Source organism: Pantoea nemavictus (assembly GCF_037479095.1).
Taxonomy (GTDB): domain Bacteria; phylum Pseudomonadota; class Gammaproteobacteria; order Enterobacterales; family Enterobacteriaceae; genus Pantoea; species Pantoea nemavictus.
Genome location: NZ_JBBGZW010000001.1, coordinates 112,410 through 134,333 on the forward strand (window position 1 = coordinate 112,410; position 21,924 = coordinate 134,333).

Consider the following 21,924-nt stretch of genomic DNA (forward strand, 5'->3'; position numbering starts at 1 on the left):
CAATGGCATTACTTGATTTCTTTTTATCCCGTAAGAAGAACACAGCCAATATAGCCAAGGAAAGGCTGCAGATTATCGTAGCCGAACGCAGAAGGGGCGACAGTGAGCCCCATTACCTGCCGCAGCTGAAGCGCGATATTTTGGAAGTGATCTGTAAATACGTAAAAATTGACCCGGATATGGTGACCGTTCAGCTGGATCAGAAAGGGGATGATATCTCCATCCTTGAGCTCAACGTAACGCTGCCGGAGCCGGAAGACGTTCCTAAATGATTAAAGCGGTTTCCTGATTTTCCCCTGCGGTATTGCGCAGGGGAAAATGCTGCACTTACAGCGCCTGCAGGATCTCGTCGATACCCGCCTTCAGCAAATCACCTCGCCAGCCTGTTAGCAGCTCAGGTGTGCGCGAAGCGTTCTTCAATCCCCAATAAACACTCAGCACCTGATTGATCTGGCGGCGTGATGCCAGCAACTCCTGACTAAATCCACTCTCCTCGCTCACCTGCTGCACCAGCGCTTTAATGGCTTTGAAGGCCTGCTTATAGTGCGGATGATCGATAAGATTCGGCAGCGGCTGCGGCAAGGTAGCTTCATCCTGTGCCTGTGCTTCAGCCACCAGCGCCACCATCGCTTTACCGTGGAAACGGATCTCATGGCCGTTCAGCCCTAAATGATCCAGCTCGCCAAGGCTGCCCGGCATAAAGCGCGCCACTTTCCACAGATTCTCTTCGCGCACCACAAAGTTCACCGCCATATCTTTTTGGCGCGCAATGTTCAGACGCCACGCAGCCAGACGCTGCAAGGCTGCCAGCTGGCGTGGGCGCAACTGCCACGCATTGGTGATGTCACGCCAGGCTTCTTCGGGTTGCAGCACGTCAAGACGGCGCTGACACAGCGTGTCGCATTCGCTCAGCGCCGCCGCCATATTGCCGGCCGCTTCTGTCTGCGCAACCAGCTGATGGGCAATCGGCAGCAGATAAGCGACATCGGCAGCGGCATATTCACACTGACGCTCGGTCAGCGGACGCGCCAGCCAATCGGTGCGCGATTCGCTTTTATCCAACTCGATTTGGTTAAAGTGCATCACCATCGAGGCAAAGCCCCATGACAGCGCCTGACCACTGAAGGCTGCCAGTATTTGCGTATCGATCATCGGATCGGGCAAGCACTTGAAGCGATGCAGGAACACCTCAAGATCTTCTCCACCGGCGTGGAGGAATTTGGTGACCTGCTTATCCTGCAGCAACGCCACGAACGGCGTCCAGTCACTGATATTAAGCGGATCGATCAGGATCAGCTGGTCGCCATCAAACAGCTGAATCAGGCCGAGCTGCGGATAGTAGGTGCGGGTGCGCACAAATTCGGTATCCAGCGCCACGGCAGCATGTTGGCGTGCTTTCTCGCACACGGCGGCCAGTTGGTCATTTTGGTCGATCAGGGTGTAATTCACGTTGTCTTTCTCGCTGCGGCAAACTACGCGCAGCGCTCCATGTTAAAAGCAATAAAAACGCCGGACTGTGCCGGCGTTAACCTGAGGAGAATGGCGCGTTACTGCCCTTCTCGCTTCGCCTCATCACGCAATTCGCGGCGCAATATTTTGCCCACGTTGGTCTTCGGCAACTCGTCACGAAACTCGATAATCTTCGGCACTTTGTAGCCGGTGAGCTGGCGACGGCAATGATCCAGCACTTCCTCTTTCGTCAATGACGGATCTTTCTTCACGATGCACACTTTTACTGCTTCGCCTGACAGATCGCTCGGTACGCCAATCGCCGCGGCTTCACGCACTTTCTCGTGCTGCATCAGCACATCTTCAATCTCGTTAGGATACACGTTAAAGCCCGACACCAGAATCATGTCTTTTTTACGATCGACGATGCGAATAAAGCCTTCGCTATCAACGGTAACAATATCACCGGTATGCAGCCAGCCATTTTTCAGCACTTCATCGGTGGCATCGGCGCGCTGCCAGTAGCCGGTCATTACCTGCGGACCACGAATGCACAGCTCGCCCGGCTCACCCGGCGGCACCTCTTTATCTTCATCATCCGCAATGCGCACGTCGGTGGAAGGCACCGGTAAACCAATGCTGCCGGTGTGACAGGTAATATCATACGGATTCACCGACACCAGTGGCGAACACTCGGTCAGGCCGTAACCTTCCAGCAGATAATGACCGGTGAGTTTTTCCCAACGCTCAGCAACGGCTTTTTGCACCGCCATGCCACCGCCAGCGGACAGGCGCAACGTAGAGAAATCGAGTTTATTGAAGTTGGCATCATTCAGCAGCGCATTGAACAAGGTATTCACGCCGGTGATGGCAGTAAACGGAAACTTGCTCAGCTCTTTAACGAAGCCCGGAATATCGCGCGGATTAGTAATCAAAAGGTTCGTGCCGCCGAGGTCGAGGAACAGCAGTCCGTTCACCGTCAACGCAAAAATGTGATAGAGCGGCAGCGCAGTCACCACCTGCTCTTTACCCGGGCGCAACAGTTTGCCGTAGGTAGCTTTCGTCTGTTCCAGGTTGGCCTGCATATTGCGGTGCGTCAACATCGCGCCTTTGGCAACGCCAGTGGTCCCACCGGTATATTGCAGGAAGGCCAAATCGTCATTGGTGACGGTAGGACGCTGATAGGTCATCTGCTCGCCCTGCTGTAGCGCGCTGCGGAACGGTACAGCACCCGGCAGGTGATATTTTGGCACCAGCTTTTTCACATACTTAACCACGAAGTTAACCAGCGTGGCTTTCACCGGTGCCAGCTGATCGCCCATACGCGTCAGCATGACATGCTTGATTGGCGTCTCGGCCACCACTTTTTCCAGCGTATGGGCAAAGTTCGACACGATAACAATAGCGCTGGCCCCGCTATCAATCAGTTGGTGTTTGAGTTCGCGCGGCGTGTAGAGCGGATTGACATTGACGACCACCATGCCGGCACGCAGGACGCCAAACAGGGCAACCGGATATTGCAGCAGATTGGGCATCATTAACGCCACACGATCGCCCTGCTTCAAGCCTAAACCCTGCTGCAGCCAGGCCGCAAAGGCGCGGCTCTGCTTTTCCAGCTGCCGATAGGTCATCGGCTGGCCCATATTGATAAATGCCACCTGATCGGCATATTGCTGAGTAGCATGTTCGAAAAGATCGACCAGAGAAGTATAACGATCGGCACTAATTTCCGCTGGGACATCTGGCGGATAGCGTTTGAGCCAAACCTTGTTCAAAGAATCACCCCGATATTCTTGTTGTGTAGCCATCGCCGCCTCGACAATCAGTGTTGTTAACAATATTTTAACTGATTGTACCAGTTTGCCTGTTTCGGCATTTTCAGGTTGCGAAGCGCATCACTAAATTTCGCGCATCGGTTGCGCGCCCAATAAAAAGGCCCGCTCGCAAGCACCGCGACCGGGCCGTAAATTAAATGATAAAGCGTTATTCGGTGAGGATAGTTTGCACCTGCGCCGGCTGGCCGAGGTTCATGCCCCAATAAGGATTAGGCCCCCAATACCCCGCACGATGGCGCGTTGGACCATACCAAATATAGGGATCGATCGGTTGTGGCGGTGTCATCACCTGCTGCGTCAAATGCCAGCGCTGATAACCGCGTACATCGATCACCACAAAGTTGTAGCTGGCCTTCCCGATATCCCCTTTTTCAATGCCTTTGATGTTACCCAGCACCGTAATGTATTGATTGTTCAGATCGACCGGATCCACGAAGCCGCGAATATCGGCAAAAATGCGGCCAACCGAAGCGGCACCTAAGCGCGGACGCGCGCTATCATCCAGCGGTTGGGTGGCAATCTCTACCCGGGTTAAGCCGTTAAGATTGGTGACCTTCACCACTTTGCCGCCGAAACGCGATTCCTGACCGAAATACAGCTGTGGCGCGTTCATCACGCGCAGTAAATCTTGCTGTGGCAGCTCAGAACTTCCTTTAATAGAATCTGGCACCGAAACACAGCCGCTGAGCAGCAGCGCGCAGGCTAACAGAGCGCCAGACATCCCTTTACGACTTATTGGCATAGCACTTCTCCTGTTATTTCTCTGATTAGACTGAACCGGTGCAGATAAGTTGCGCGCCGCTTAGCGTCCCGGCAACTTTTTCCATGCCACTTCATTCCGCAGATAAACCGGCTCGGCATGCTCTACCGCCACCGCTTCGTCACGCTGCCAGGCGCTGAGCGCCAGCGGCAGCATGTCTTCAGCTGCAGGCAGTAAAACCTCTGAGGCGATAAGCTGTGCGCCCGGCGCGGTCATAAGATGCGGGTAAGCCTGCCAGCCGGTGCCGACGGTCATCCAGTCACCGCTCAACGCGGCAATACGCTCCATCGCCACTTCCGGTTTGATCACCGCTTCGGTTTCCACGCCCTGCCAATCGCCATGTTCGTCGCGCTGATACTCGGCCCAATAGAGCTCGCCCATCCGCGCATCAATTGCCGCCAACACGCGTGTCGCACCGGTTAAGCGCCAGGCGCCCTGTGCCATGGTCGCTAACGAGGAAACACCAATCATGGGCAGATTCGCCCCCAGCGCCAGTCCTTGCGCAATACCAATGCCGATACGCACACCGGTAAAGCTGCCCGGGCCGCGGCCAAATGCCAGTACGTCAAGCGCGGTCAGCTCCAGCTGCTGCGCCTGCAACAGCTCCTGAACCAGCGGCAGAATACGTTGGGTGTGATCGCGCGGGGCGATTTCAAAGCGGGCATCAATCTGCTGCAGATTTTGCAGCGCGGCAGAACAGGCTTCTGTCGCCGTGTCCAGGGCTAAAATTCGGACGGACATAACAACCTCAGAGAGTCAAAATGGCGCGCATCTTATCACAGCCTGGCACAAATTAGTGATCCACTGGCTGGCGGACAAACTCGATGGCGCGCGCGATATCGCGTGTGCGCGGCGTCGGCGGCAAACTGTTGAGGAACAGGCCGCCGTAAGGGCGAGAAACCAGACGCTGATCGCAAATCACCAGCACACCGCGGTCGTCGGTATCGCGAATCAAGCGGCCAACACCCTGCTTCAGGGTGATCACCGCATCGGGCAGCTGCACATCATTAAAGGGATCGCCACCGCGTAAGCGACAATCTTCCATGCGCGCTTTCAGCAACGGATCTTCAGGTGAGGTAAAAGGCAGCTTATCGATAATCACCAGCGACAACGCATCGCCGCGCACGTCAACACCTTCCCAGAAGCTGCTGGTCGCCACCAGCAACGCGTTACCGGCTTCGAGAAATTGCTTGAGTAACTGTCCTTTACTGGTTTCACCCTGCAGCAGCACCGGTAGTGTCATTGAAGCACGAAACTCTATCGCTAACTCACGCATCATCTTGTGCGAGGTGCAAAGGAAGAAGCAGCGGCCTTTGTTGGCATCAATCAGCGGCTTCATCATGCGTGCGAGCTGACGCGCACCACCGGGATGATTAGGTTCTGGCATGTTGCGCGGCACGCATAACAACGCTTGTTGGGTGTAGTCAAACGGGCTGTCGAGAATCAAGGTGGTGGCGTTATCCACGCCCAGCCGGCTTGAGAAGTGGCTCATCTGCTCATTCACCGCCAGCGTTGCCGAGGTGAAGATCCACGCAGCTTTGCGGTTATCCATAACTTCCCGGAAGCGTTCCGCCACCGACAGCGGCGTAAGCGCCAGCGTGAAATGGCGGCTGTTACACTCATACCAGTAGCTGAAGCCCGGTTCATTAATGGCGCGTAAACGCTTCAAACGTGTGCGATACAGCGCCGCGCGCTCAAACGCGGCATCCAGCAGCGCTGAACGGCCGAGCGACAGCTTGATAACGTCGTAACAGAGCTCGAGCGCATCATCCAGCAGAGTGAACATACGCATAATGTTGTTATCGCTTAACAGATCTCGCAGGTTACCGCGAAAACCGGGCTCGCCTAGCGTCAACCGGAAATCCTGCGCGCACTGCGCCAGACGATCGGCGGATTTCTGCAACTGCTGCACATCGCGCACTTCGGTGCGATAGGCAATGATGATGTCTTTGGCGAGATCCTGCAGTTGCCGGCTCGATAACTGCTGGCCGAAATATTGGCTGGCGATATCCGGTAATTGATGCGCTTCATCGAAGATCATCACATCGGCTTCCGGGATCAGTTCGCCAAAGCCGCCCTCTTTCACCACCAGATCGGCGAGAAACAGGTGATGGTTCACCACCACCACATCAGCGTCCATGGCTTTTTTTCGCGCTTTCACTACGAAGCAATCTTTATACAACGGGCAATCGCTGCCGAGGCAGTTGTCATTGGTGCTGGTGACAAAAGGCCAGATTGGGCTGTCTTCTGCCACGCCGCTGCAGTTGCTGACATCGCCATCACTGGTTTCTGACGACCAGCCGCGCACGCTGATCAAATCACCCAGCGCCTGCACGCTAAGGTCGCCACCGGTTTGATTTTGTTGTTCCAGACGTTCAAGACAGAGATAGTTGGAGCGCCCTTTCAGCAGCGCAGTTTTACCGCTGAACTTCAAGGCTCGCGCAATGGTGGGCAAATCACGGTTGTACAGCTGGTCCTGCAACGCTTTAGAACCGGTTGAGACGATGACTTTTTTCCTCGCGCGCAGCGCCGGGGCCAGATAGGCATAGGTTTTACCGGTTCCGGTGCCAGCTTCAACCACCAGCTCGCCACCTTTTTTAACCGCATCGGTGACCGCTTGTGCCATTTGGCGCTGTGCTTCACGCGGTTTAAAGCCCGGAATCGCCTGCGCTAGCGCGCCATCAGCTGCAAAATCGTCTGCCACACTTCCTCACATCATCGTTAAAAACCACTGTAATTATGTCAGGATTCCCGCCTGCCAACCACAACAGATGACATTCGCCCCTGGGATATGGCAGGCTAGCGCAGCAAAACTAAAGGAGAACAGCATGACCATTACGCGTATCGATGCGGAGCACCGCATGTCGGAAGCGGTAGTACATAACCAAACCGTGTATTACACCAGCGTACCGGAAAATCTGGATGAAGATGCAGAAGCGCAAACCGCCAACGCGCTGGCGGTGATTGACGCCATTTTGGCGCGGGTGGGATCGGATAAAAGTAAAATTCTCGACGCGACGATTTTCCTGGTGGAGAAAACTGACTTCCCGGCAATGAACCGCGCCTGGGATGCGTGGGTTTCCCCGGGCAATGCGCCGGTGCGTTGCACCGTGCAGGCCGGTTTGATGAATCCGAAGTATAAAGTCGAAATTAAAATTATCGCCGCGCTATAAATCTGTTTGGGCGTTATTCGTTGTCGTCGTCTTCTTCATCCTCATCGTCTTCGAACATCGCCCGAATGCCTTCCCCTTTATAGGTTTGGCGGATCTCCTGCGCCACTTGCGCAATCGCCTGACCGCTCGACATACCACCCGCCATCAATTCCTGGATGCGCTCAACCGCTTGTTGTTGTTGTTCGTGAGATAACGCTGGAAGACCTGTAAACATAATTCACTCCTGATGCTAGGGGGACGCATTATTACCACGTGGAACAAACGGGTGCCAGCAACAAAAAAATATGCCAGGCTAGCGACCTGCTTGCTGAAGTGATTTGTCCCATGATGGTAAAAAGCCTCGTTCTGAAGTATACGCCCGAAACGCTGTTACACCTTTTCGCTCCGCTTGCTCAGCAGTGCTGGGCGATGTTGCTGACCTCTGGCCAGGCCGATCATGCGGATAACCGCTTTGATATCCTGACTGCCGATCCGCGCGTTACCCTAACCACACGTGGCGCAAGCACCGAAATTGTCTGTGGCGATAAGGTGATGCTCTCTGGGGCCGATCCGCTCCTGCTGGTACAGCAGCAATGTGCTGAGCTCGGTGCCACGCCAGATTTTGATGCTGATTTACCTTTTCAGGGCGGAGCCATCGGACTTTTTGGCTACGATCTGGGGCGTCGCTTTGAAACCCTGCCGCAGCGCGCGCAGCAGGATCTCACTACGCCGGATATGGCGGTGGGGATTTATGACTGGGCGTTGATCGCCGATCACCATCAGCAAACACTGACGCTGGTCTCGCTCACCGATGCGGAACAGCGCTGGCAATGGCTACAAACACAAACCGCGCCGCAAACGGAGCCTTTCGCCCTGACCAGCGAGTGGCAATCCAATCTCAGTTTTGAGCAGTATGCGCAGCGATTTCATGCGGTGCAGGAGTATATTCAAGCCGGTGATTGCTATCAGGTGAACCTGGCACAGCGTTTTCAGGCTGGCTATCGCGGCGATGAATGGCAGGCATTTTTGCGCCTGAACCAGGCCAATCGCGCTCCGTTTAGCGCTTTCTTGCGTTTGCCAAACAGCGTACTGCTGAGTTTGTCGCCAGAGCGCTTCCTCTCTTTACAGCAGCAGGAGATTGAAACGCGTCCGATTAAGGGCACGCTGCCGCGCCTCGCTGACGCGGCAGCCGATCGCCTGCAGGCGGAAAAGCTCGCCAACTCGGAAAAAGATCGCGCCGAGAACCTGATGATTGTTGATTTGTTGCGCAATGATATTGGTCGCGTTGCCGAGCCCGGCAGCGTCAGCGTTCCACAACTGTTTGTGGTGGAGCCTTTCCCGGCAGTACATCATCTGGTTAGCACCATTCGCGCGCGTTTACCTGCCACACTCACCGCCACCGATCTGCTGCGCGCCTGCTTCCCCGGTGGTTCCATTACTGGCGCGCCAAAAATCCGCGCGATGGAGATTATCGAAGAGTTAGAGCCGCATCGCCGAAATGCGTGGTGCGGCAGCATCGGTTACATCAGCCTGTGCGGTCGCATGGACACCAGCATCACCATTCGTACCTTGATTGCTGAAAACCACCAACTTTACTGCGCCGCTGGCGGCGGATTAGTGGCGGACAGCGAACTCAACGCCGAATATCAGGAAACCTTCCACAAGGTGAACCGCATTCTGCCTAGCCTGCGCGATGAGAATTGAGATGAATTTAACGCTGGACCAATTTCTTAGCCGCTTTGTCTTACAGCCGCCGCTGCAGACCGCCAAAAGCGCCATCAGTGGACGACGTGCAGCAGTGCTGGTTCCGGTGATTAACGGTGCTGAACCTGGCTTACTGTTAACACGTCGATCTTCTCATCTGCGGAAGCACGCTGGCCAGGTTGCTTTCCCCGGCGGCATGCAGGATGCCACCGATCATTCGCTGATCCACACCGCGCTGCGCGAGGCGCAGGAGGAAGTGGGGATTCAGCCGGAGCAGGTACAGATTATTGGCGTTCTGCCACCGGTGACCAGTAGCACTGGTTTTGCCGTTACTCCGGTGGTGGGAATCATTCCCGCCGATCTTGCTTTGTCTCTTAACCCCGACGAAGTCGAAAGTGCCTTTGCCATGCCGCTGGCTGAAGCGCTACGTCTCAGCCGTTATAGTGACCTCACGCTACGCCGTGGCCATCGCCAACATCAGGTGTGGTTGTCATGGTATGAGGATTACTTTATCTGGGGCATGACGGCCGGCATCATCCGCGCGCTGGGTCAGCAAATCGCGCTGCCGTAATCCCCCCGTTTCGTTAGCCTTTCATCACGAAAATCGATCCGCTTCACAACTGTACAGCCGGATAACAATTTCTGTGGTTTATAATTAGTTTATTTCATGCGAAAAGCTGCTCGTAATAGGGCACAGGCGATTACTATTAGCCGCATAAACGGCTTGTGCCGTGCAGAATAAGATTTGTGAGGAGTGTCACCTGTGATTAGTGTTTTTGACATGTTTAAAGTGGGCATCGGTCCCTCCAGTTCGCATACCGTTGGCCCGATGAAAGCGGGTAAGCAGTTTGTTGACCTGCTGGCCGAACAAGGCAAGTTGCAAGACGTAACGCGCGTGGCGGTCGACGTCTATGGTTCTCTGTCGCTCACCGGCAAAGGTCACCACACCGATATCGCCATTATCATGGGTCTGGCGGGTTTCGAACCGGCCACCGTTGATATCGACGGCATTCCTGCGTTTATCAAAGATGTTGAGCAGCGCGAACGCTTGCTGATAGCCAACGGCGCACGTGAAGTTGATTTCCCGCGCGAAGGCGGCATGGTATTTCGTAGCGAAAACTTGTCGCTGCACGAAAACGGCATGACGGTGTTCGCCTTCGCGGGTGATTTACTGATCCTGAGCAAAACGTACTACTCCATTGGCGGCGGATTTATCGTCGATGAAGAGCATTTCGGTCAGCCGGTGCTGGATGAAGTGACTGTTCCCTGGCCGTTTAATTCCGCCAAAGAGCTGCTTAGCCACTGTCGTGAAAGCGGTTTGTCGCTGTCGGGTTTGGTGATGAAAAACGAGCTGGCGCTGCATAGTCGTGATGAGATTTACGCCTATTTTGGCCACGTCTGGCAAACCATGCAGGCATGCATCGATCGCGGCCTCAACACTGAAGGCGTGCTGCCAGGTCCATTGCGTGTACCGCGTCGAGCAGCCTCACTGCGTCGTCTGCTGGTGTCATCAAATAAACACTCGAACGATCCCATGGACGTGATCGACTGGGTGAATATGTTCGCACTGGCAGTGAACGAGGAGAATGCTGCGGGTGGACGCGTGGTAACTGCACCGACTAACGGAGCCTGCGGTATCGTCCCGGCGGTGCTGGCCTATTACGATCACTTTATCGAACCCGTTACCCCCGACATTTTTATCCGTTACTTCCTCGCCTCTGGCGCGATTGGCGTGCTGTATAAAATGAACGCCTCCATTTCTGGTGCTGAAGTGGGTTGTCAGGGCGAAGTCGGCGTCGCCTGCTCAATGGCCGCGGCGGGTCTGGCGGAACTGCTGGGCGGCAGCCCGGAACAAGTGTGTGTCGCGGCGGAAATTGGTATGGAACACAATCTGGGACTGACCTGCGATCCCGTCGCGGGCCAGGTTCAGGTGCCATGCATTGAACGTAACGCTATTGCTTCCGTCAAGGCGATTAACTCGGCGCGCATGGCGCTGCGCCGCACCAGTGAACCGCGCGTCTCGCTGGATAAAGTGATTGAGACCATGTACGAAACCGGCAAAGACATGAATGCCAAATACCGTGAAACCTCGCGCGGCGGCCTGGCGATTAAGGTCCAGTGCGACTAGGCATTGCTCATCGCTTCATTGATGATTAAAGCAACAGTTGAAATTTTTTCTTCATCCGTTGCTACCTCCAACTGAGTAAACCAGATACATTGATTTCGAGCGCGGCCCTGAGTGGCCGCGCTTTTTTTAGTGCCGATTTTTTATTCTGCCGCACTAAACCTGGCCGCCTCAATGCCGATAACCTTCACGTTAATTTGGCTTCAATCTTTGTCTTGCAAGGTGGTTACTGATGCTCATTCCCCAGCAATTTGTGGGTCAATTTCGCCGTAAGCGACTGCTTATTGCGTTAGTGATCGCCTCGCTGGTTCTGGTTCTGACGCTGACTTTTCGCTACATCGAAGAGAAATCACGTATTGAGCAGCAGTCATTAAATTTCGCCAGCCGCGCGATTGAACGTTTCGATCGCATGTTCTCGCCACTGGATGTTTCGGCCAATAACACCCTCGGTTTGGTCGGTGTGCCCTGCGCACAAGTGCGCTATCCGCTGATTGAGAAAATCGCCGCACTGCAAACCGTGCGCACCGTGCTGCTGGTGCAAGACGATACGCTGTATTGCTCAAGCATTTTTGGTCCACTGAATCTCTCCTTCAGCCAAACCTATCCTGAGCTGGCGCTCAACAACCAGCGCATGATGCTGGCAACCGACAACGATCTGTTAAAAGGATCGCCGGTGCTGCTGCTCTGGACGCCAAAATCGCTGAATAATCATGATGGATTGCTGCAGGTCATCAATATTGAATTGATGACCGATTACCTACTGGAGCCGCAGCTGCCATGGGTTGAGCGAGCCATATTCAATGTCGGCGGACAAAGCCTTGAGTATGGTAATCCGCTGATTGAGCAGACCGAGCCTTCTGAAGACGAAGTGGCTTACGATCAGGCATCACTACGTTACCCCTTCAGCATCACCTTATACGGCCCTTCTCCGGCGCGCCTGGCACTGAATACCTTACCGTCGCAGCTGCCTTTGGCGCTAATGCTCAGCCTGTTAATCGGCTACATCGTCTGGCTGGCGACGGCCAACCGCATGAGTCTTAGCTGGCAGATAAGCTATGGCATCACGGCCAACGAATTTATGGTCTACTGCCAGCCGTTAATAAACGCTAAAAGCGGTGAGTGCGATGGCATGGAGTTGCTGTTACGTTGGCATAACCAGCGTCAGGGTTGGGTTGCGCCGGACGTGTTTATTCCGCTGGCCGAGCGACAAAACCTGATTGCCCCGTTAACGCGCTTTGTGTTGGCGAAAGTGGTTAATGAGCTGCCGAATCTGCCGCAATGTCCGTCGTTCCACATTGCGATTAACGTTGCCGCCAGCCACTTCCGCGACCGTGCGATAGTTGAGGATCTGCAGAGTATCTGGTGGCCTGCCAATCCAATGCCCAAGCTGGTGGTCGAACTGACCGAACGCGATGCCTTGCCGGTGATCGACCAATCGGTGGTAGCGCAGCTACATGATATTGGCGTGCGCCTGGCGATTGATGATTTCGGTACCGGTCACAGCTCGCTGGCTTATCTGAAAGATCTCAAGCCGGATGTCTTGAAGATCGACAAAATTTTTACCGCCGCGATTGGTACTGATGCGATTAACGCCACCGTCACCGATATGGTGATTTCACTGGCGCAACGCCTGAATATTTCGCTGGTTGCCGAAGGTGTAGAAACGGCCGAGCAGGCGCATTATCTGCGTGAGCGCGGCGTCGATCATTTACAAGGCTATTTCTACGCGCGTCCAATGCCGATTGAAGATTTTCCGCTGTGGCTGGCGCAACATCAGGCACAGCTGAGCGCCTAAACTTTTCCACATATTTCACCCATAAAAAAACGGCCACTCCTTGCGGAATGGCCGTTTTTGTTCATATCAAGCGCGTTACTTACTCTTCATGCTCTTCATGATCGAAGGGCTTATCTTTGGTCACGCGCACCAGATCGATGCGGTAATCGGTCGCCTCAATCACCTGGAAATGCAGCGGCGGCAGATCGATCACCTCACCTGGCAGCGGCAGCTGGCCTTTTTGCGCTATCAGCAAACCGGCTAACGACGCGTGATCTTCATCGGCTTTCACCAATTCATGGTGATCCAGTAACTGCTGCAGCGAGTGCAGATCGGTCCCGCCCTTCACTAACCAACCGTCGCCATCGGCGATAATATCTGGCGTTTCATCTTCGTCAGGGAACTCACCGGCAATCGCTTCCAGTACGTCCAGCGGCGTGATCAAGCCCTGCACCACACCAAACTCGTTGGTGACGATCACGAAGCTACCTTTAGCACGGCGCAGCACGCCCAGCAGATTGATCGGGTCTAACGTCTCAGGTACCACGATCGCCGGCGTGTTAGCAGCAAAGGTTGCGACATCCATACCGTGTTCCAACGCAACCAGCAGCTCTTTCGCACGCACCACACCGATAATTTCATCCAGCTCACCGCGACATACCGGGAACAAGCTGTGCGGCGTATCCAGCAGTTGAATACGGATTTCATCCAGCGGACGCGATACATCCACCCACGAAATATTACCGCGCGGCGTCATGATGCTGCGGATGGAACGCTGCGATAACGTCAACACGCCGTTAATCATGTAGCGCTCTTCATCTTTAAACGCTTCCTGCGGCATCGCTTCGGTCAACGCATTTTCTTCTGTCGTGGCTGACTGCTTACGCTGGCGTCCACCCATCAGACGTAGAATCGCTTCGGCGGTGCGTTCACGCATCGGGCGATGTTCCTGGTGGCGAATAAAGTTGCGGCGCGCAATCTGGTTAAACAGCTCGATAATAATTGAGAAGCCAATCGCAGCGTACAGATAACCTTTCGGAATGTGGAAACCAAAACCTTCGGCCACCAGCGACAAACCGATCATCAACAGGAAGCTCAGACACAGCACCACCACCGTTGGGTGTTCGTTGACAAAGCGCGTTAGCGGCTTTGAGGCCAGCAACATCACGCCCATCGCAATCACCACCGCGGTCATCATTACCGGCAAATGGTTCACCATCCCGACGGCGGTAATCACCGCATCGAGTGAGAACACCGCATCGAGCACCACGATTTGAATCACCACCGCCCAGAAGCTGGCATAGCTCTTATTGCCTTGATGTTCATGCCCGCGGCTCTCAAGTCGCTCATGCAGTTCCATGGTTCCCTTGAATAACAGGAACAAACCACCGAACAACAGAATTAAATCTCGTCCAGAAAAGCTGAAATCGCCTACGCTGAATAGGGGCCGCGTCAGCGTAACAATCCATGAGATGAGCGACAGCAGACCCAGACGCATCACCAGTGCAAGCGACAGGCCGATAAGACGGGCTTTATCACGCTGCTTCGGCGGCAATTTGTCTGCGAGAATGGCGATGAACACCAGGTTATCAATGCCGAGAACAATCTCCAGCACGATCAGCGTGAGCAAACCCGCCCAGATTGAGGGGTCGAAGAGAAATTCCATCAATGACTCCTTGCCGAACTAACGGGCGCACGAAATTGAGTCTGCGCCAAATGGCGAGACGAGGGATCGTTGCAGGCGGTGATAACGCTGGAGAGCGTGGAAACGTGCGCAGGAACGCGCAGAGAACATGTTGAGCGACGTCGGTGACGGTCCATAAAGGTGAGCTGAAGCCCGGTACTCCTGAGTAATAAACAGATGGCTAATGTATCAGTTACATCAACGACGTCAAAAAAATTTATTACATTTACAAATATCTACGCAATCGCATGAATAACGAACAAAAGTGCATATTAGCGCCGTTACGCTCTCAATAGCTGACAAACATCACATAATTTATTTTTTCGATCACTAAAATAAATCGCGACCTTATCGCTGTGCAGCGGATAGTTTCGTTTTATTTATTGATGCTTTTCTTCATCTTAGAACTAACGATCCACCTGAAACACTAACGGTAATTTTCAATGATTCCCGGCAATGCCAGAGAATCTCTCACGCGAACGGAGGTAGCAAGTGACCATTGCTATTGTAATTGGTACACATGGCTGGGCGGCAGAACAGTTGCTTAAAACAGCAGAAATGCTGTTGGGTGAGCAGGAAAATGTCGGATGGATTGATTTCGTTCCCGGCGAAAATGCAGAAACGCTAATCGAAAAGTATCAGGCGCGGCTGGCAGATCTCGATACGTCAAAGGGCGTGTTGTTCCTGGTCGATACCTGGGGTGGTAGTCCGTTTAATGCGGCAAGCCGTATTGTGGTGGATAAGCCTGGCTACGACGTTATCGCTGGCGTCAACATCCCGATGCTGGTGGAAACGCTGATGGGACGCGATGACAACCCATCGCTGGAAGAACTGATTCACATCGCGGTAGAAGCCGGTCGTGAAGGCGTTAAAGCCCTTAAAACCGAAACGCCTGCTCCAGCAGCTGCGGCTGCGGCACCGGTGGTGGCGAAAGCCCCTGCTCAGCCGCAACAGCCTATGGCTCCGGGCGATCATATGAAAATCGGCCTTGCGCGTATCGATGACCGCTTGATCCACGGACAAGTGGCAACGCGCTGGACGAAAGAGACCAACGTAACCCGCATCATTGTCGTCAGTGATGAAGTGGCTAACGATCATGTGCGTAAAACGTTGCTCACCCAAGTCGCACCGCCGGGCGTTACCGCGCACGTGGTGGATGTCGACAAAATGGTGCGTGTCTGGAATAACCCGAAATATGGTCATGACAAAGTGATGCTGTTGTTCACCAATCCGACCGATGTAGTGAGGATTGTTGAGCAAGGCGTGGACATCAAGTCAGTCAATATTGGCGGCATGGCGTTCCGCCAGGGCAAAACCCAGGTGAACAACGCGGTATCGGTTGATGAAAAAGATATCGCCGCGTTCCGCAAACTTAACGAGCGCGGTATCGAACTGGAAGTGCGTAAAGTGTCCAGCGATCAGCGACTGAAAATGATGGACCTGATCGCCAAGGTCAATCCGTAGTTCGCCCTTTGCCTGCATACGTGGGCGAATTTTACAGACCTTGCAGAGGAGAAATGCAATGGAGATAACCACGCTACAAATCATTTTGATATTTATTGTGGCCTGTATCGCCGGGATGGGATCGATTCTTGATGAGTTCCAGTTCCACCGTCCGCTGGTGGCTTGTACCTTAATTGGTGCGGTTCTTGGCGACATGAAAACCGGCATTATCATCGGTGGTACGCTGGAGATGATCGCACTGGGCTGGATGAACATCGGTGCAGCAGTTGCACCCGATGCGGCGCTGGCTTCTATCATCTCGACCATTCTGGTCATTGCCGGCGGTCAAAGCGTCGGTGCCGGTATCGCGTTGGCCATTCCGCTGGCAGCCGCGGGACAGGTGCTGACCATCATCGTGCGTACCATCACCGTCGCCTTCCAGCACGCCGCTGACAAAGCTGCGGAGAAAGGCAATCTGAGCGCAATTAGCTGGATCCACGTTTCGGCGCTGGTGTTGCAGGCGATGCGTATTGCCATTCCAGCGTTGATTGTGGCGATTTCCGTCGGCACCAGCATCGTACAGGAGTTGCTGAACTCCATCCCAGAAGTGGTCACCAATGGCTTGAATATCGCTGGCGGCATGATCGTGGTAGTCGGTTACGCGATGGTCATCAATATGATGCGCGCAGGCTACCTGATGCCGTTCTTCTACCTTGGCTTCGTTACTGCAGCCTTCACCAACTTCAACCTGGTCGCGCTCGGCGTGATTGGCGTGGTGATGGCGGTGCTGTATATACAGCTGGCACCGAAATATAACCGCGTTGCAGGCGCTGCAAACGCCGGTCCTGCTAACAATGACCTCGATAACGAACTCGACTAGGAACAGGTGAAATCATGGTTGATACAACGAATACTCCTAAGAAGCTCACCCCTGGCGATGTCCGCGGTGTGTTCCTGCGCTCTAACCTGTTTCAGGGTTCGTGGAACTTTGAACGCATGCAGGCGCTGGGTTTCTGCTACTCAATGGTGCCGGTGATTCGCCGTCTTTATCCGGAAAACAACGACGCGCGTAAACAGGCGATTAAACGTCACCTCGAGTTCTTCAACACGCATCCGTATGTGGCGGCGCCGGTACTTGGCGTGACCATGGCGATGGAAGAACAGCGTGCTAACGGTGCGCCAATTGACGATGCCGCAATTAACGGTATTAAAGTGGGTCTGATGGGCCCACTGGCGGGTGTGGGTGATCCGATCTTCTGGGGTACGGTTCGTCCGGTATTTGCCGCACTCGGTGCAGGTATCGCAATGAGTGGCAGCCTGCTGGGTCCGCTGCTGTTCTTCATCCTGTTTAACGCGGTACGTCTGTTGACGCGTTATTACGGCGTGGCGTACGGCTACCGTAAAGGCGTCGATATCGTTAGCGATATGGGCGGTGGTTTCCTACAGAAACTGACGGAGGGCGCGTCGATTCTCGGCCTCTTTGTCATGGGGGCGCTGGTCAACAAGTGGACGCATGTGAATGTGCCGCTGGTGGTCTCGCGGATTACCGATCAGACCGGTAAAACAACCGTCACCACGGTACAATCCATTCTCGATCAGCTGATGCCGGGACTGATTCCGCTGCTGCTAACCTTTGGTTGTATGTGGCTGCTGCGTCGTAAGGTTAACGCGTTGTGGATTATCGTTGGCTTCTTCGCCATCGGGATCTTCGGTTACTGGATCGGCCTGCTCGGTCTGTAATCATCAAGCCGGGAGCGTGTCTCCCGGCTATTTTCGAACGGCATTACCTGAGCGCCCACGTTGAGGTAATTTCGGTTGAGGAAGAACACCTAATGTCACTGACTGACGCCCTTATTGCCGTGCTGATTGCCGGCCTGGTACTTTTCGCTATTTATGATGAAGCGATTCTGCCACGCCGCAATGGCCCAACCAAACTTCGCGTGGCGTTGCGTCGCCGACATAAGATCGATAGCGCCATTTTCGTGGTCCTGCTGCTTATACTGCTGTGGAACAACATCGATAACCATGGCACGCAGCTCACCACCAATTTGCTGATGGTGCTGTGCTTTATGTCGATCTGGTTATTCTGGATTCGCAGTCCAAAACTGCTGATGAAGGATGAGGGGCTATTTTTTGGCTGCGTGTGGATCGATTATCGCCGTATTCAGAGTATGAATCTTTCGGAGGACGGCATTCTGGTGATGCAGCTCGAAAAACGCCGCCTGCTGATTGCCGTCAAACAACTGGATGATCTGGAGAAAATTTACCACACGCTGGTGGAAGCGCGTTAATCACGCTGCCACAAGGTCAGTGTAAAATCGGCATCGCAGTTAAACGCGCTGGATGCCGCGAGGTTTTGCCACACCTCTTCACGCGCACGCCAGGCAAACGGCGTCATCTGCAATAAGCTCACTGCCGCTGTCCCACTCAATGTCATAGCGTAATGCAGGTTTTGTTGATCGACCTGCTTAAAGCCAGGGTACACTTTCTCTTCCGCCGCATGCAGCTGTACCTCGCGATAAATCAGCGCCTTAAACTGCTGCAAATGCTGCGGACCAGGCGTAACGGTTATCAGCAATCCGCCAGGCTTAATCACACGCCGCAATTCATCTTCATTACAGGGCGCATAGATGCGTACAATGCCATTTAAAGACGCATCCGCAAAGGGTAAGCGCTGGCTGGACGCCACGCAAAATTTCACCTCGCGATAGCGCCTGGATGCCATGCGAATCGCCGCCTTCGCCACATCAAGACCCCATAATTGTGCCTGAGGCAGTGCTTCCGCCATCGCTGCAGTGTAATAGCCTTCACCGCAACCGATATCTAATACCTGCGCGTCTTGCTCGCTGAGATGCTGAGTAAGTATTCCCGCGACGGCAGCGCGCAGAGGCTGATAGTGTCCGGCATCAAGGAATGCGCGACGAGCCTGCAGCATCTCTGCACTATCACCCGGTTCACGCGAACCTTTATGCTGCACCGGCAGCAGATTGACGTACCCTTCTTTGGCCTGATCAAATTGGTGGCCGGCATCGCAGCGGAAACTGTTGGCCTGCTGTAATAGTGGCTGCTGACAAAGTGGGCAAATCAAAGACATAGACAACTCCGGGTTAGCTTTACGCGGCGCAGTTTACCTTGATCGTTTGACGACAGAAAGCCTAAAGAAAAAGCCCTGTTCATTGAACAGGGCTTTAAGATTCGTTTCAGTGGTGCATGGCACCGAGCCTGAGGGCGAAATCAGATTGGGGTAACGTTGACCGCAGCAGGACCTTTCTGACCATCCTGGATTTCGAACTCAACATTTTGGCCTTCGGCCAGCGTTTTAAAACCATTGCCCTGGATTGCAGAGAAGTGAACGAACACATCTTTGCTGCCGTCAGCAGGAGTAATAAAACCAAAACCTTTAGACTCGTTGAACCACTTAACCTGACCTTTAATCTTTGCCATTTCGCAAATTTCCTTTCAATGATTATATTGCCCGCAGGCAGACTTACAGATAAACCAGAGACATTACTGAATGAGGCACTAATTTAAGGTTCGGCAAGGAAGCGGTATTCAACGTCAACGTCTTTACTCGTAACTTCTTTACTGAAGATGCCATACATAAACAGAACTGTACCTCGTTTGACCCACGATTTGTTATCACATATCCACAAATTAATGGCAAGCCATTTTTAAACAGTGATCGACGTAACGCACATAATTAGTTAATACATCGATCGACTTACTCACGTAGATAATGCCGCAACCTGCACTAACCGCCAAAAAAAGGGTTATCAGTCAGTACACTTAGCGTCAGAATGTTGCTTCGTCAAGCGCAGCGGTAACCGTTAATTCGGTACAATTTAAGCGGTTAACATTACGCTAAAAATATTGCACTAATATGGCATCAATAAAATATTCCACTAAAAATTCACCCTGCTGCACAACAACCCCGCCCTGTACAAATCTTGTACAAATAGATTTGACCGGTATAAGTTATTAATTGTTTTGCACCAAAATCAGGAGGCCGGAATAATATACGCCCCATTTAAACGCATTAACATTACATGGCATTTATCTCAATTTTAACTATGCAGCCAACAATTAAATGTTAAAAAAAACATCATTGAGCTTGATTTAACAAAATCACCTTAGGATTAATCCTGGTTGATATTCACCAGCCAGGCTAAACCGCAACGCTTCGCTGTTAGAACACCCTGCTCAATTACTTTAACTCAGGTTGCTGCGCACCATTTCAGTGCGCAAGCGGTCGCCGTTATCACGGCTGAAGCGTATTACTTAATGCTTAACGTTCCGGTATCATCCGAATAAAATCGTGTTTTTCATCCGCGTCTTCATCCGCGTTGGGTTTTGCTGTAGATGGCTGAGCCTCTACCAAACGTCGCAGCAGCGCGTTCTGCTTCTTTTGCTCTTCTATTAACGCTTCCAGCAGGCTGATCTGCTCACTGGCGCGCACGCTAGCCCGATTGACGAAAAACCAGGCAATAAAGGCCACAATAATGATGATGGCCAGGACGCCATAGGTGAACAGCGGACTGGTGTTTGCGGCTAATTCGTTCATAACTGCCTCTATAGTCAAAAATCAAACATCTACTCCGCCGCTGATTCTACTCGTTGCTAGCGCAAAAGATAATGGGTAGCCGCTGAAAGCAGAATATCCCGCCCTGCTCGCTCTTTCAGTTATCTCTGATCGATTCGATGGATAAAGCGAGGCATGCTGCTACAGTAGGTCTGGCAGCAACTACGGGAGAGCTGCGTTACGTATTACAAGGAGAAAAGATGAAACTACTCATTCGGACAATTATGCTGGTTGCGTTGGTTTGGTTAGCCATGCTGCTGACAGGCTATGGCGTGCTTACCGGCAGCAATAAGAATGCGGCGGGATTGGGGCTGCAGTGCAGCTATCTGACCGCGCGCGGCATGATTACGGCGCAGTATCTGCACACAGACAGCGGCATCGTTGGCGTAACGGATTGTCCGTTACTGAAGAAAAGTGGTGAAGTGGTCGACAATTAAGTGTTTAAGCGGGCTGGCAACAGCCCGTTATTCCTGTCAAAAAGGGTAGTCGTGATAGCCCATTTGCTCTGACAGATTGCGTGCAGCACGATGCAACATCGCAACGTATTCATTTTTCCCTTCTTCTGAAAAGCGGATGGTTGGAAACGAGATGCTCAACCCCGCAATGACCACACCAAAGCGATCAAAAACCGGTACTGCAATGCAGCGTAAGCCCTCTTCCTGCTCTTCATTATCTTCGCCAAATCCCTGCACTTTGACCTGATCTAACACTGCCAGCAACGCATCGGCGGTTACGATGGTCTTCGCCGTGCTACGACGAAATTCAACCTCGCTCAGGATTTCCTGCACTTCACTTCGATCGCGCCACGCCAGTAACACTTTACCAATGGCGGTGGTGTGCAGCGGATTACGGCGTCCAATGCGTGAATACATACGCAGGTTATAGAGCGAATCAATTTTATGGATGTAAACGATACTGTCTTCTTCCAGCGCTCCGAGGTGAATGGTCTCTTTGGTCAGGCGCGAAAGTTCTCGCATTTCGATATCGGCACTGCGAATCAAATCAACGTTCTGCAGGGCCTTGGCACCGAGCTCGAATAGCTTCAGCGTCAGCGAATATTTCTCACTTTCCCCTTCCTGCGCCACGTAGCCAAGCGATTTCATGGTCTGGAGGAAGCGATAAACCGTGCTTTTCGACATCATTACCCGTTGGGATAATTCGGTTATACCGTGATCGCGCTCTTCACCCAGCGCCTGCAAAATGCCAAACACTTTCATCACCGATGAAACGGAGTCTGGTTGTTTATCATTATCATTGTTCGCCATGATGCATATCCTTTTTCAACGGTGTTTCAAAAAAAACGGAACAGAAATGGCAGTATATGCGTTTCAGCAGGTTTGCAGCAACGACTCAGGTTAAGTGACACATCCACACGTAATTTTATGTCAATGAATGCGGTGCTTTTCCGCAGCGAATTGA

The 21,924-nt window shown here is 53.1% G+C and carries 23 protein-coding genes; 11 read left to right on the forward strand and 12 right to left on the reverse strand.

The window, feature by feature from the left end; genetic code table 11:
- The first annotated feature begins 2 nt into the window (after positions 1-2).
- The gene (gene minE / locus WH298_RS00530) at positions 3-272 is read left to right on the forward strand and encodes a cell division topological specificity factor MinE (protein WP_007889661.1); all 270 of its coding nucleotides are present in this window, start codon (positions 3-5) and stop codon (positions 270-272) included.
- A 55-nt stretch (positions 273-327) separates the two neighbouring features.
- On the opposite strand, the gene rnd is transcribed toward minE, so the two are convergent.
- The 5 genes from rnd to WH298_RS00555 form a co-directional block, all read right to left on the reverse strand.
- Positions 328-1,449, reverse strand: a complete 1,122-nt coding sequence (rnd, locus tag WH298_RS00535; protein ID WP_049852169.1) for a ribonuclease D — start codon at positions 1,447-1,449, stop codon at positions 328-330.
- 98 nt (positions 1,450-1,547) lie between these two features.
- Positions 1,548-3,224, reverse strand: coding sequence for a long-chain-fatty-acid--CoA ligase FadD (gene fadD / locus WH298_RS00540; protein ID WP_152929130.1), 1,677 nt, complete (start codon positions 3,222-3,224; stop codon positions 1,548-1,550).
- Positions 3,225-3,432: 208 nt separating this feature from the next.
- Positions 3,433-4,026 (reverse strand): Slp family lipoprotein, encoded by a 594-nt coding sequence (locus tag WH298_RS00545; protein WP_180821921.1) that lies wholly within the window; start codon positions 4,024-4,026, stop codon positions 3,433-3,435.
- A 60-nt stretch (positions 4,027-4,086) separates the two neighbouring features.
- Entirely contained in the window at positions 4,087-4,785 is a 699-nt protein-coding gene (gene tsaB / locus WH298_RS00550; RefSeq protein WP_180821922.1) for a tRNA (adenosine(37)-N6)-threonylcarbamoyltransferase complex dimerization subunit type 1 TsaB, read from the reverse strand.
- Between the two features lie 52 nt (positions 4,786-4,837).
- Entirely contained in the window at positions 4,838-6,748 is a 1,911-nt protein-coding gene (locus WH298_RS00555) for a DNA repair helicase YoaA (protein WP_180821923.1), read from the reverse strand.
- A gap of 124 nt (positions 6,749-6,872) precedes the next feature.
- Between WH298_RS00555 and WH298_RS00560 the strand changes: the two genes are divergently transcribed.
- Positions 6,873-7,217, forward strand: a complete 345-nt coding sequence (locus WH298_RS00560) for a RidA family protein (RefSeq protein WP_180821924.1) — start codon at positions 6,873-6,875, stop codon at positions 7,215-7,217.
- Positions 7,218-7,230: 13 nt separating this feature from the next.
- Here the strand turns inward: WH298_RS00560 and WH298_RS00565 are convergent, their stop codons facing one another.
- Positions 7,231-7,431, reverse strand: a complete 201-nt coding sequence (locus WH298_RS00565; RefSeq protein ID WP_007889653.1) for a YoaH family protein — start codon at positions 7,429-7,431, stop codon at positions 7,231-7,233.
- 110 nt (positions 7,432-7,541) lie between these two features.
- Between WH298_RS00565 and pabB the strand changes: the two genes are divergently transcribed.
- The 4 genes from pabB (at position 7,542) to WH298_RS00585 (ending at position 12,820) form a co-directional block, all read left to right on the forward strand.
- Positions 7,542-8,900: an aminodeoxychorismate synthase component 1 gene (pabB, locus tag WH298_RS00570; RefSeq protein WP_180821925.1), complete on the forward strand. Its 1,359-nt coding sequence runs from the start codon at positions 7,542-7,544 to the stop codon at positions 8,898-8,900.
- A 1-nt stretch (position 8,901) separates the two neighbouring features.
- Positions 8,902-9,471 carry a CoA pyrophosphatase gene (locus WH298_RS00575; RefSeq protein ID WP_180821926.1) on the forward strand — a complete coding sequence of 190 codons (570 nt, stop codon included), beginning with the start codon at positions 8,902-8,904 and terminating at the stop codon, positions 9,469-9,471.
- A 192-nt stretch (positions 9,472-9,663) separates the two neighbouring features.
- A complete protein-coding gene (locus WH298_RS00580) occupies positions 9,664-11,028 on the forward strand; it encodes an L-serine ammonia-lyase (protein ID WP_180821927.1) in 1,365 nt (454 codons plus the stop codon).
- A gap of 229 nt (positions 11,029-11,257) precedes the next feature.
- On the forward strand, positions 11,258-12,820 hold the full coding sequence (locus WH298_RS00585) for an EAL domain-containing protein (protein WP_007889649.1): 1,563 nt from the start codon (positions 11,258-11,260) through the stop codon (positions 12,818-12,820).
- A 79-nt stretch (positions 12,821-12,899) separates the two neighbouring features.
- On the opposite strand, the gene WH298_RS00590 is transcribed toward WH298_RS00585, so the two are convergent.
- A complete protein-coding gene (locus WH298_RS00590) occupies positions 12,900-14,465 on the reverse strand; it encodes a TerC family protein (RefSeq protein ID WP_007889648.1) in 1,566 nt (521 codons plus the stop codon).
- A 510-nt stretch (positions 14,466-14,975) separates the two neighbouring features.
- Between WH298_RS00590 and manX the strand changes: the two genes are divergently transcribed.
- The 4 genes from manX to WH298_RS00610 all read left to right on the forward strand — a co-directional run bounded on the left by manX (position 14,976) and on the right by WH298_RS00610 (position 18,217).
- Positions 14,976-15,947, forward strand: coding sequence for a PTS mannose transporter subunit IIAB (gene manX, locus WH298_RS00595; RefSeq protein ID WP_007889647.1), 972 nt, complete (start codon positions 14,976-14,978; stop codon positions 15,945-15,947).
- Positions 15,948-16,005: 58 nt separating this feature from the next.
- Positions 16,006-16,806 (forward strand): PTS mannose/fructose/sorbose transporter subunit IIC, encoded by an 801-nt coding sequence (locus tag WH298_RS00600; RefSeq protein ID WP_007889646.1) that lies wholly within the window; start codon positions 16,006-16,008, stop codon positions 16,804-16,806.
- Between the two features lie 14 nt (positions 16,807-16,820).
- Positions 16,821-17,666: a PTS mannose transporter subunit IID gene (locus WH298_RS00605; protein ID WP_007889639.1), complete on the forward strand. Its 846-nt coding sequence runs from the start codon at positions 16,821-16,823 to the stop codon at positions 17,664-17,666.
- A gap of 92 nt (positions 17,667-17,758) precedes the next feature.
- A complete protein-coding gene (locus WH298_RS00610; RefSeq protein WP_180821928.1) occupies positions 17,759-18,217 on the forward strand; it encodes a DUF986 family protein in 459 nt (152 codons plus the stop codon).
- On the opposite strand, the gene rlmA is transcribed toward WH298_RS00610, so the two are convergent.
- The 4 genes from rlmA to WH298_RS00630 all read right to left on the reverse strand — a co-directional run bounded on the left by rlmA (position 18,214) and on the right by WH298_RS00630 (position 20,487).
- On the reverse strand, positions 18,214-19,020 hold the full coding sequence (gene rlmA / locus WH298_RS00615) for a 23S rRNA (guanine(745)-N(1))-methyltransferase (protein WP_180821929.1): 807 nt from the start codon (positions 19,018-19,020) through the stop codon (positions 18,214-18,216). The genes WH298_RS00610 and rlmA overlap by 4 nt on opposite strands.
- A gap of 140 nt (positions 19,021-19,160) precedes the next feature.
- Entirely contained in the window at positions 19,161-19,370 is a 210-nt protein-coding gene (cspE, locus tag WH298_RS00620) for a transcription antiterminator/RNA stability regulator CspE (RefSeq protein ID WP_007889622.1), read from the reverse strand.
- Between the two features lie 83 nt (positions 19,371-19,453).
- Positions 19,454-19,528: a DUF2627 domain-containing protein gene (locus WH298_RS00625; RefSeq protein WP_110866451.1), complete on the reverse strand. Its 75-nt coding sequence runs from the start codon at positions 19,526-19,528 to the stop codon at positions 19,454-19,456.
- 683 nt (positions 19,529-20,211) lie between these two features.
- Positions 20,212-20,487 carry a YebO family protein gene (locus WH298_RS00630; RefSeq protein ID WP_007889620.1) on the reverse strand — a complete coding sequence of 92 codons (276 nt, stop codon included), beginning with the start codon at positions 20,485-20,487 and terminating at the stop codon, positions 20,212-20,214.
- A 218-nt stretch (positions 20,488-20,705) separates the two neighbouring features.
- On the opposite strand from WH298_RS00630, the gene WH298_RS00635 reads away from it, so the two are divergent.
- Positions 20,706-20,942, forward strand: coding sequence for a YobH family protein (locus WH298_RS00635; RefSeq protein WP_007889616.1), 237 nt, complete (start codon positions 20,706-20,708; stop codon positions 20,940-20,942).
- A gap of 36 nt (positions 20,943-20,978) precedes the next feature.
- On the opposite strand, the gene kdgR is transcribed toward WH298_RS00635, so the two are convergent.
- Entirely contained in the window at positions 20,979-21,770 is a 792-nt protein-coding gene (kdgR, locus tag WH298_RS00640; RefSeq protein WP_049852160.1) for a DNA-binding transcriptional regulator KdgR, read from the reverse strand.
- Positions 21,771-21,924 lie beyond the last annotated feature (154 nt).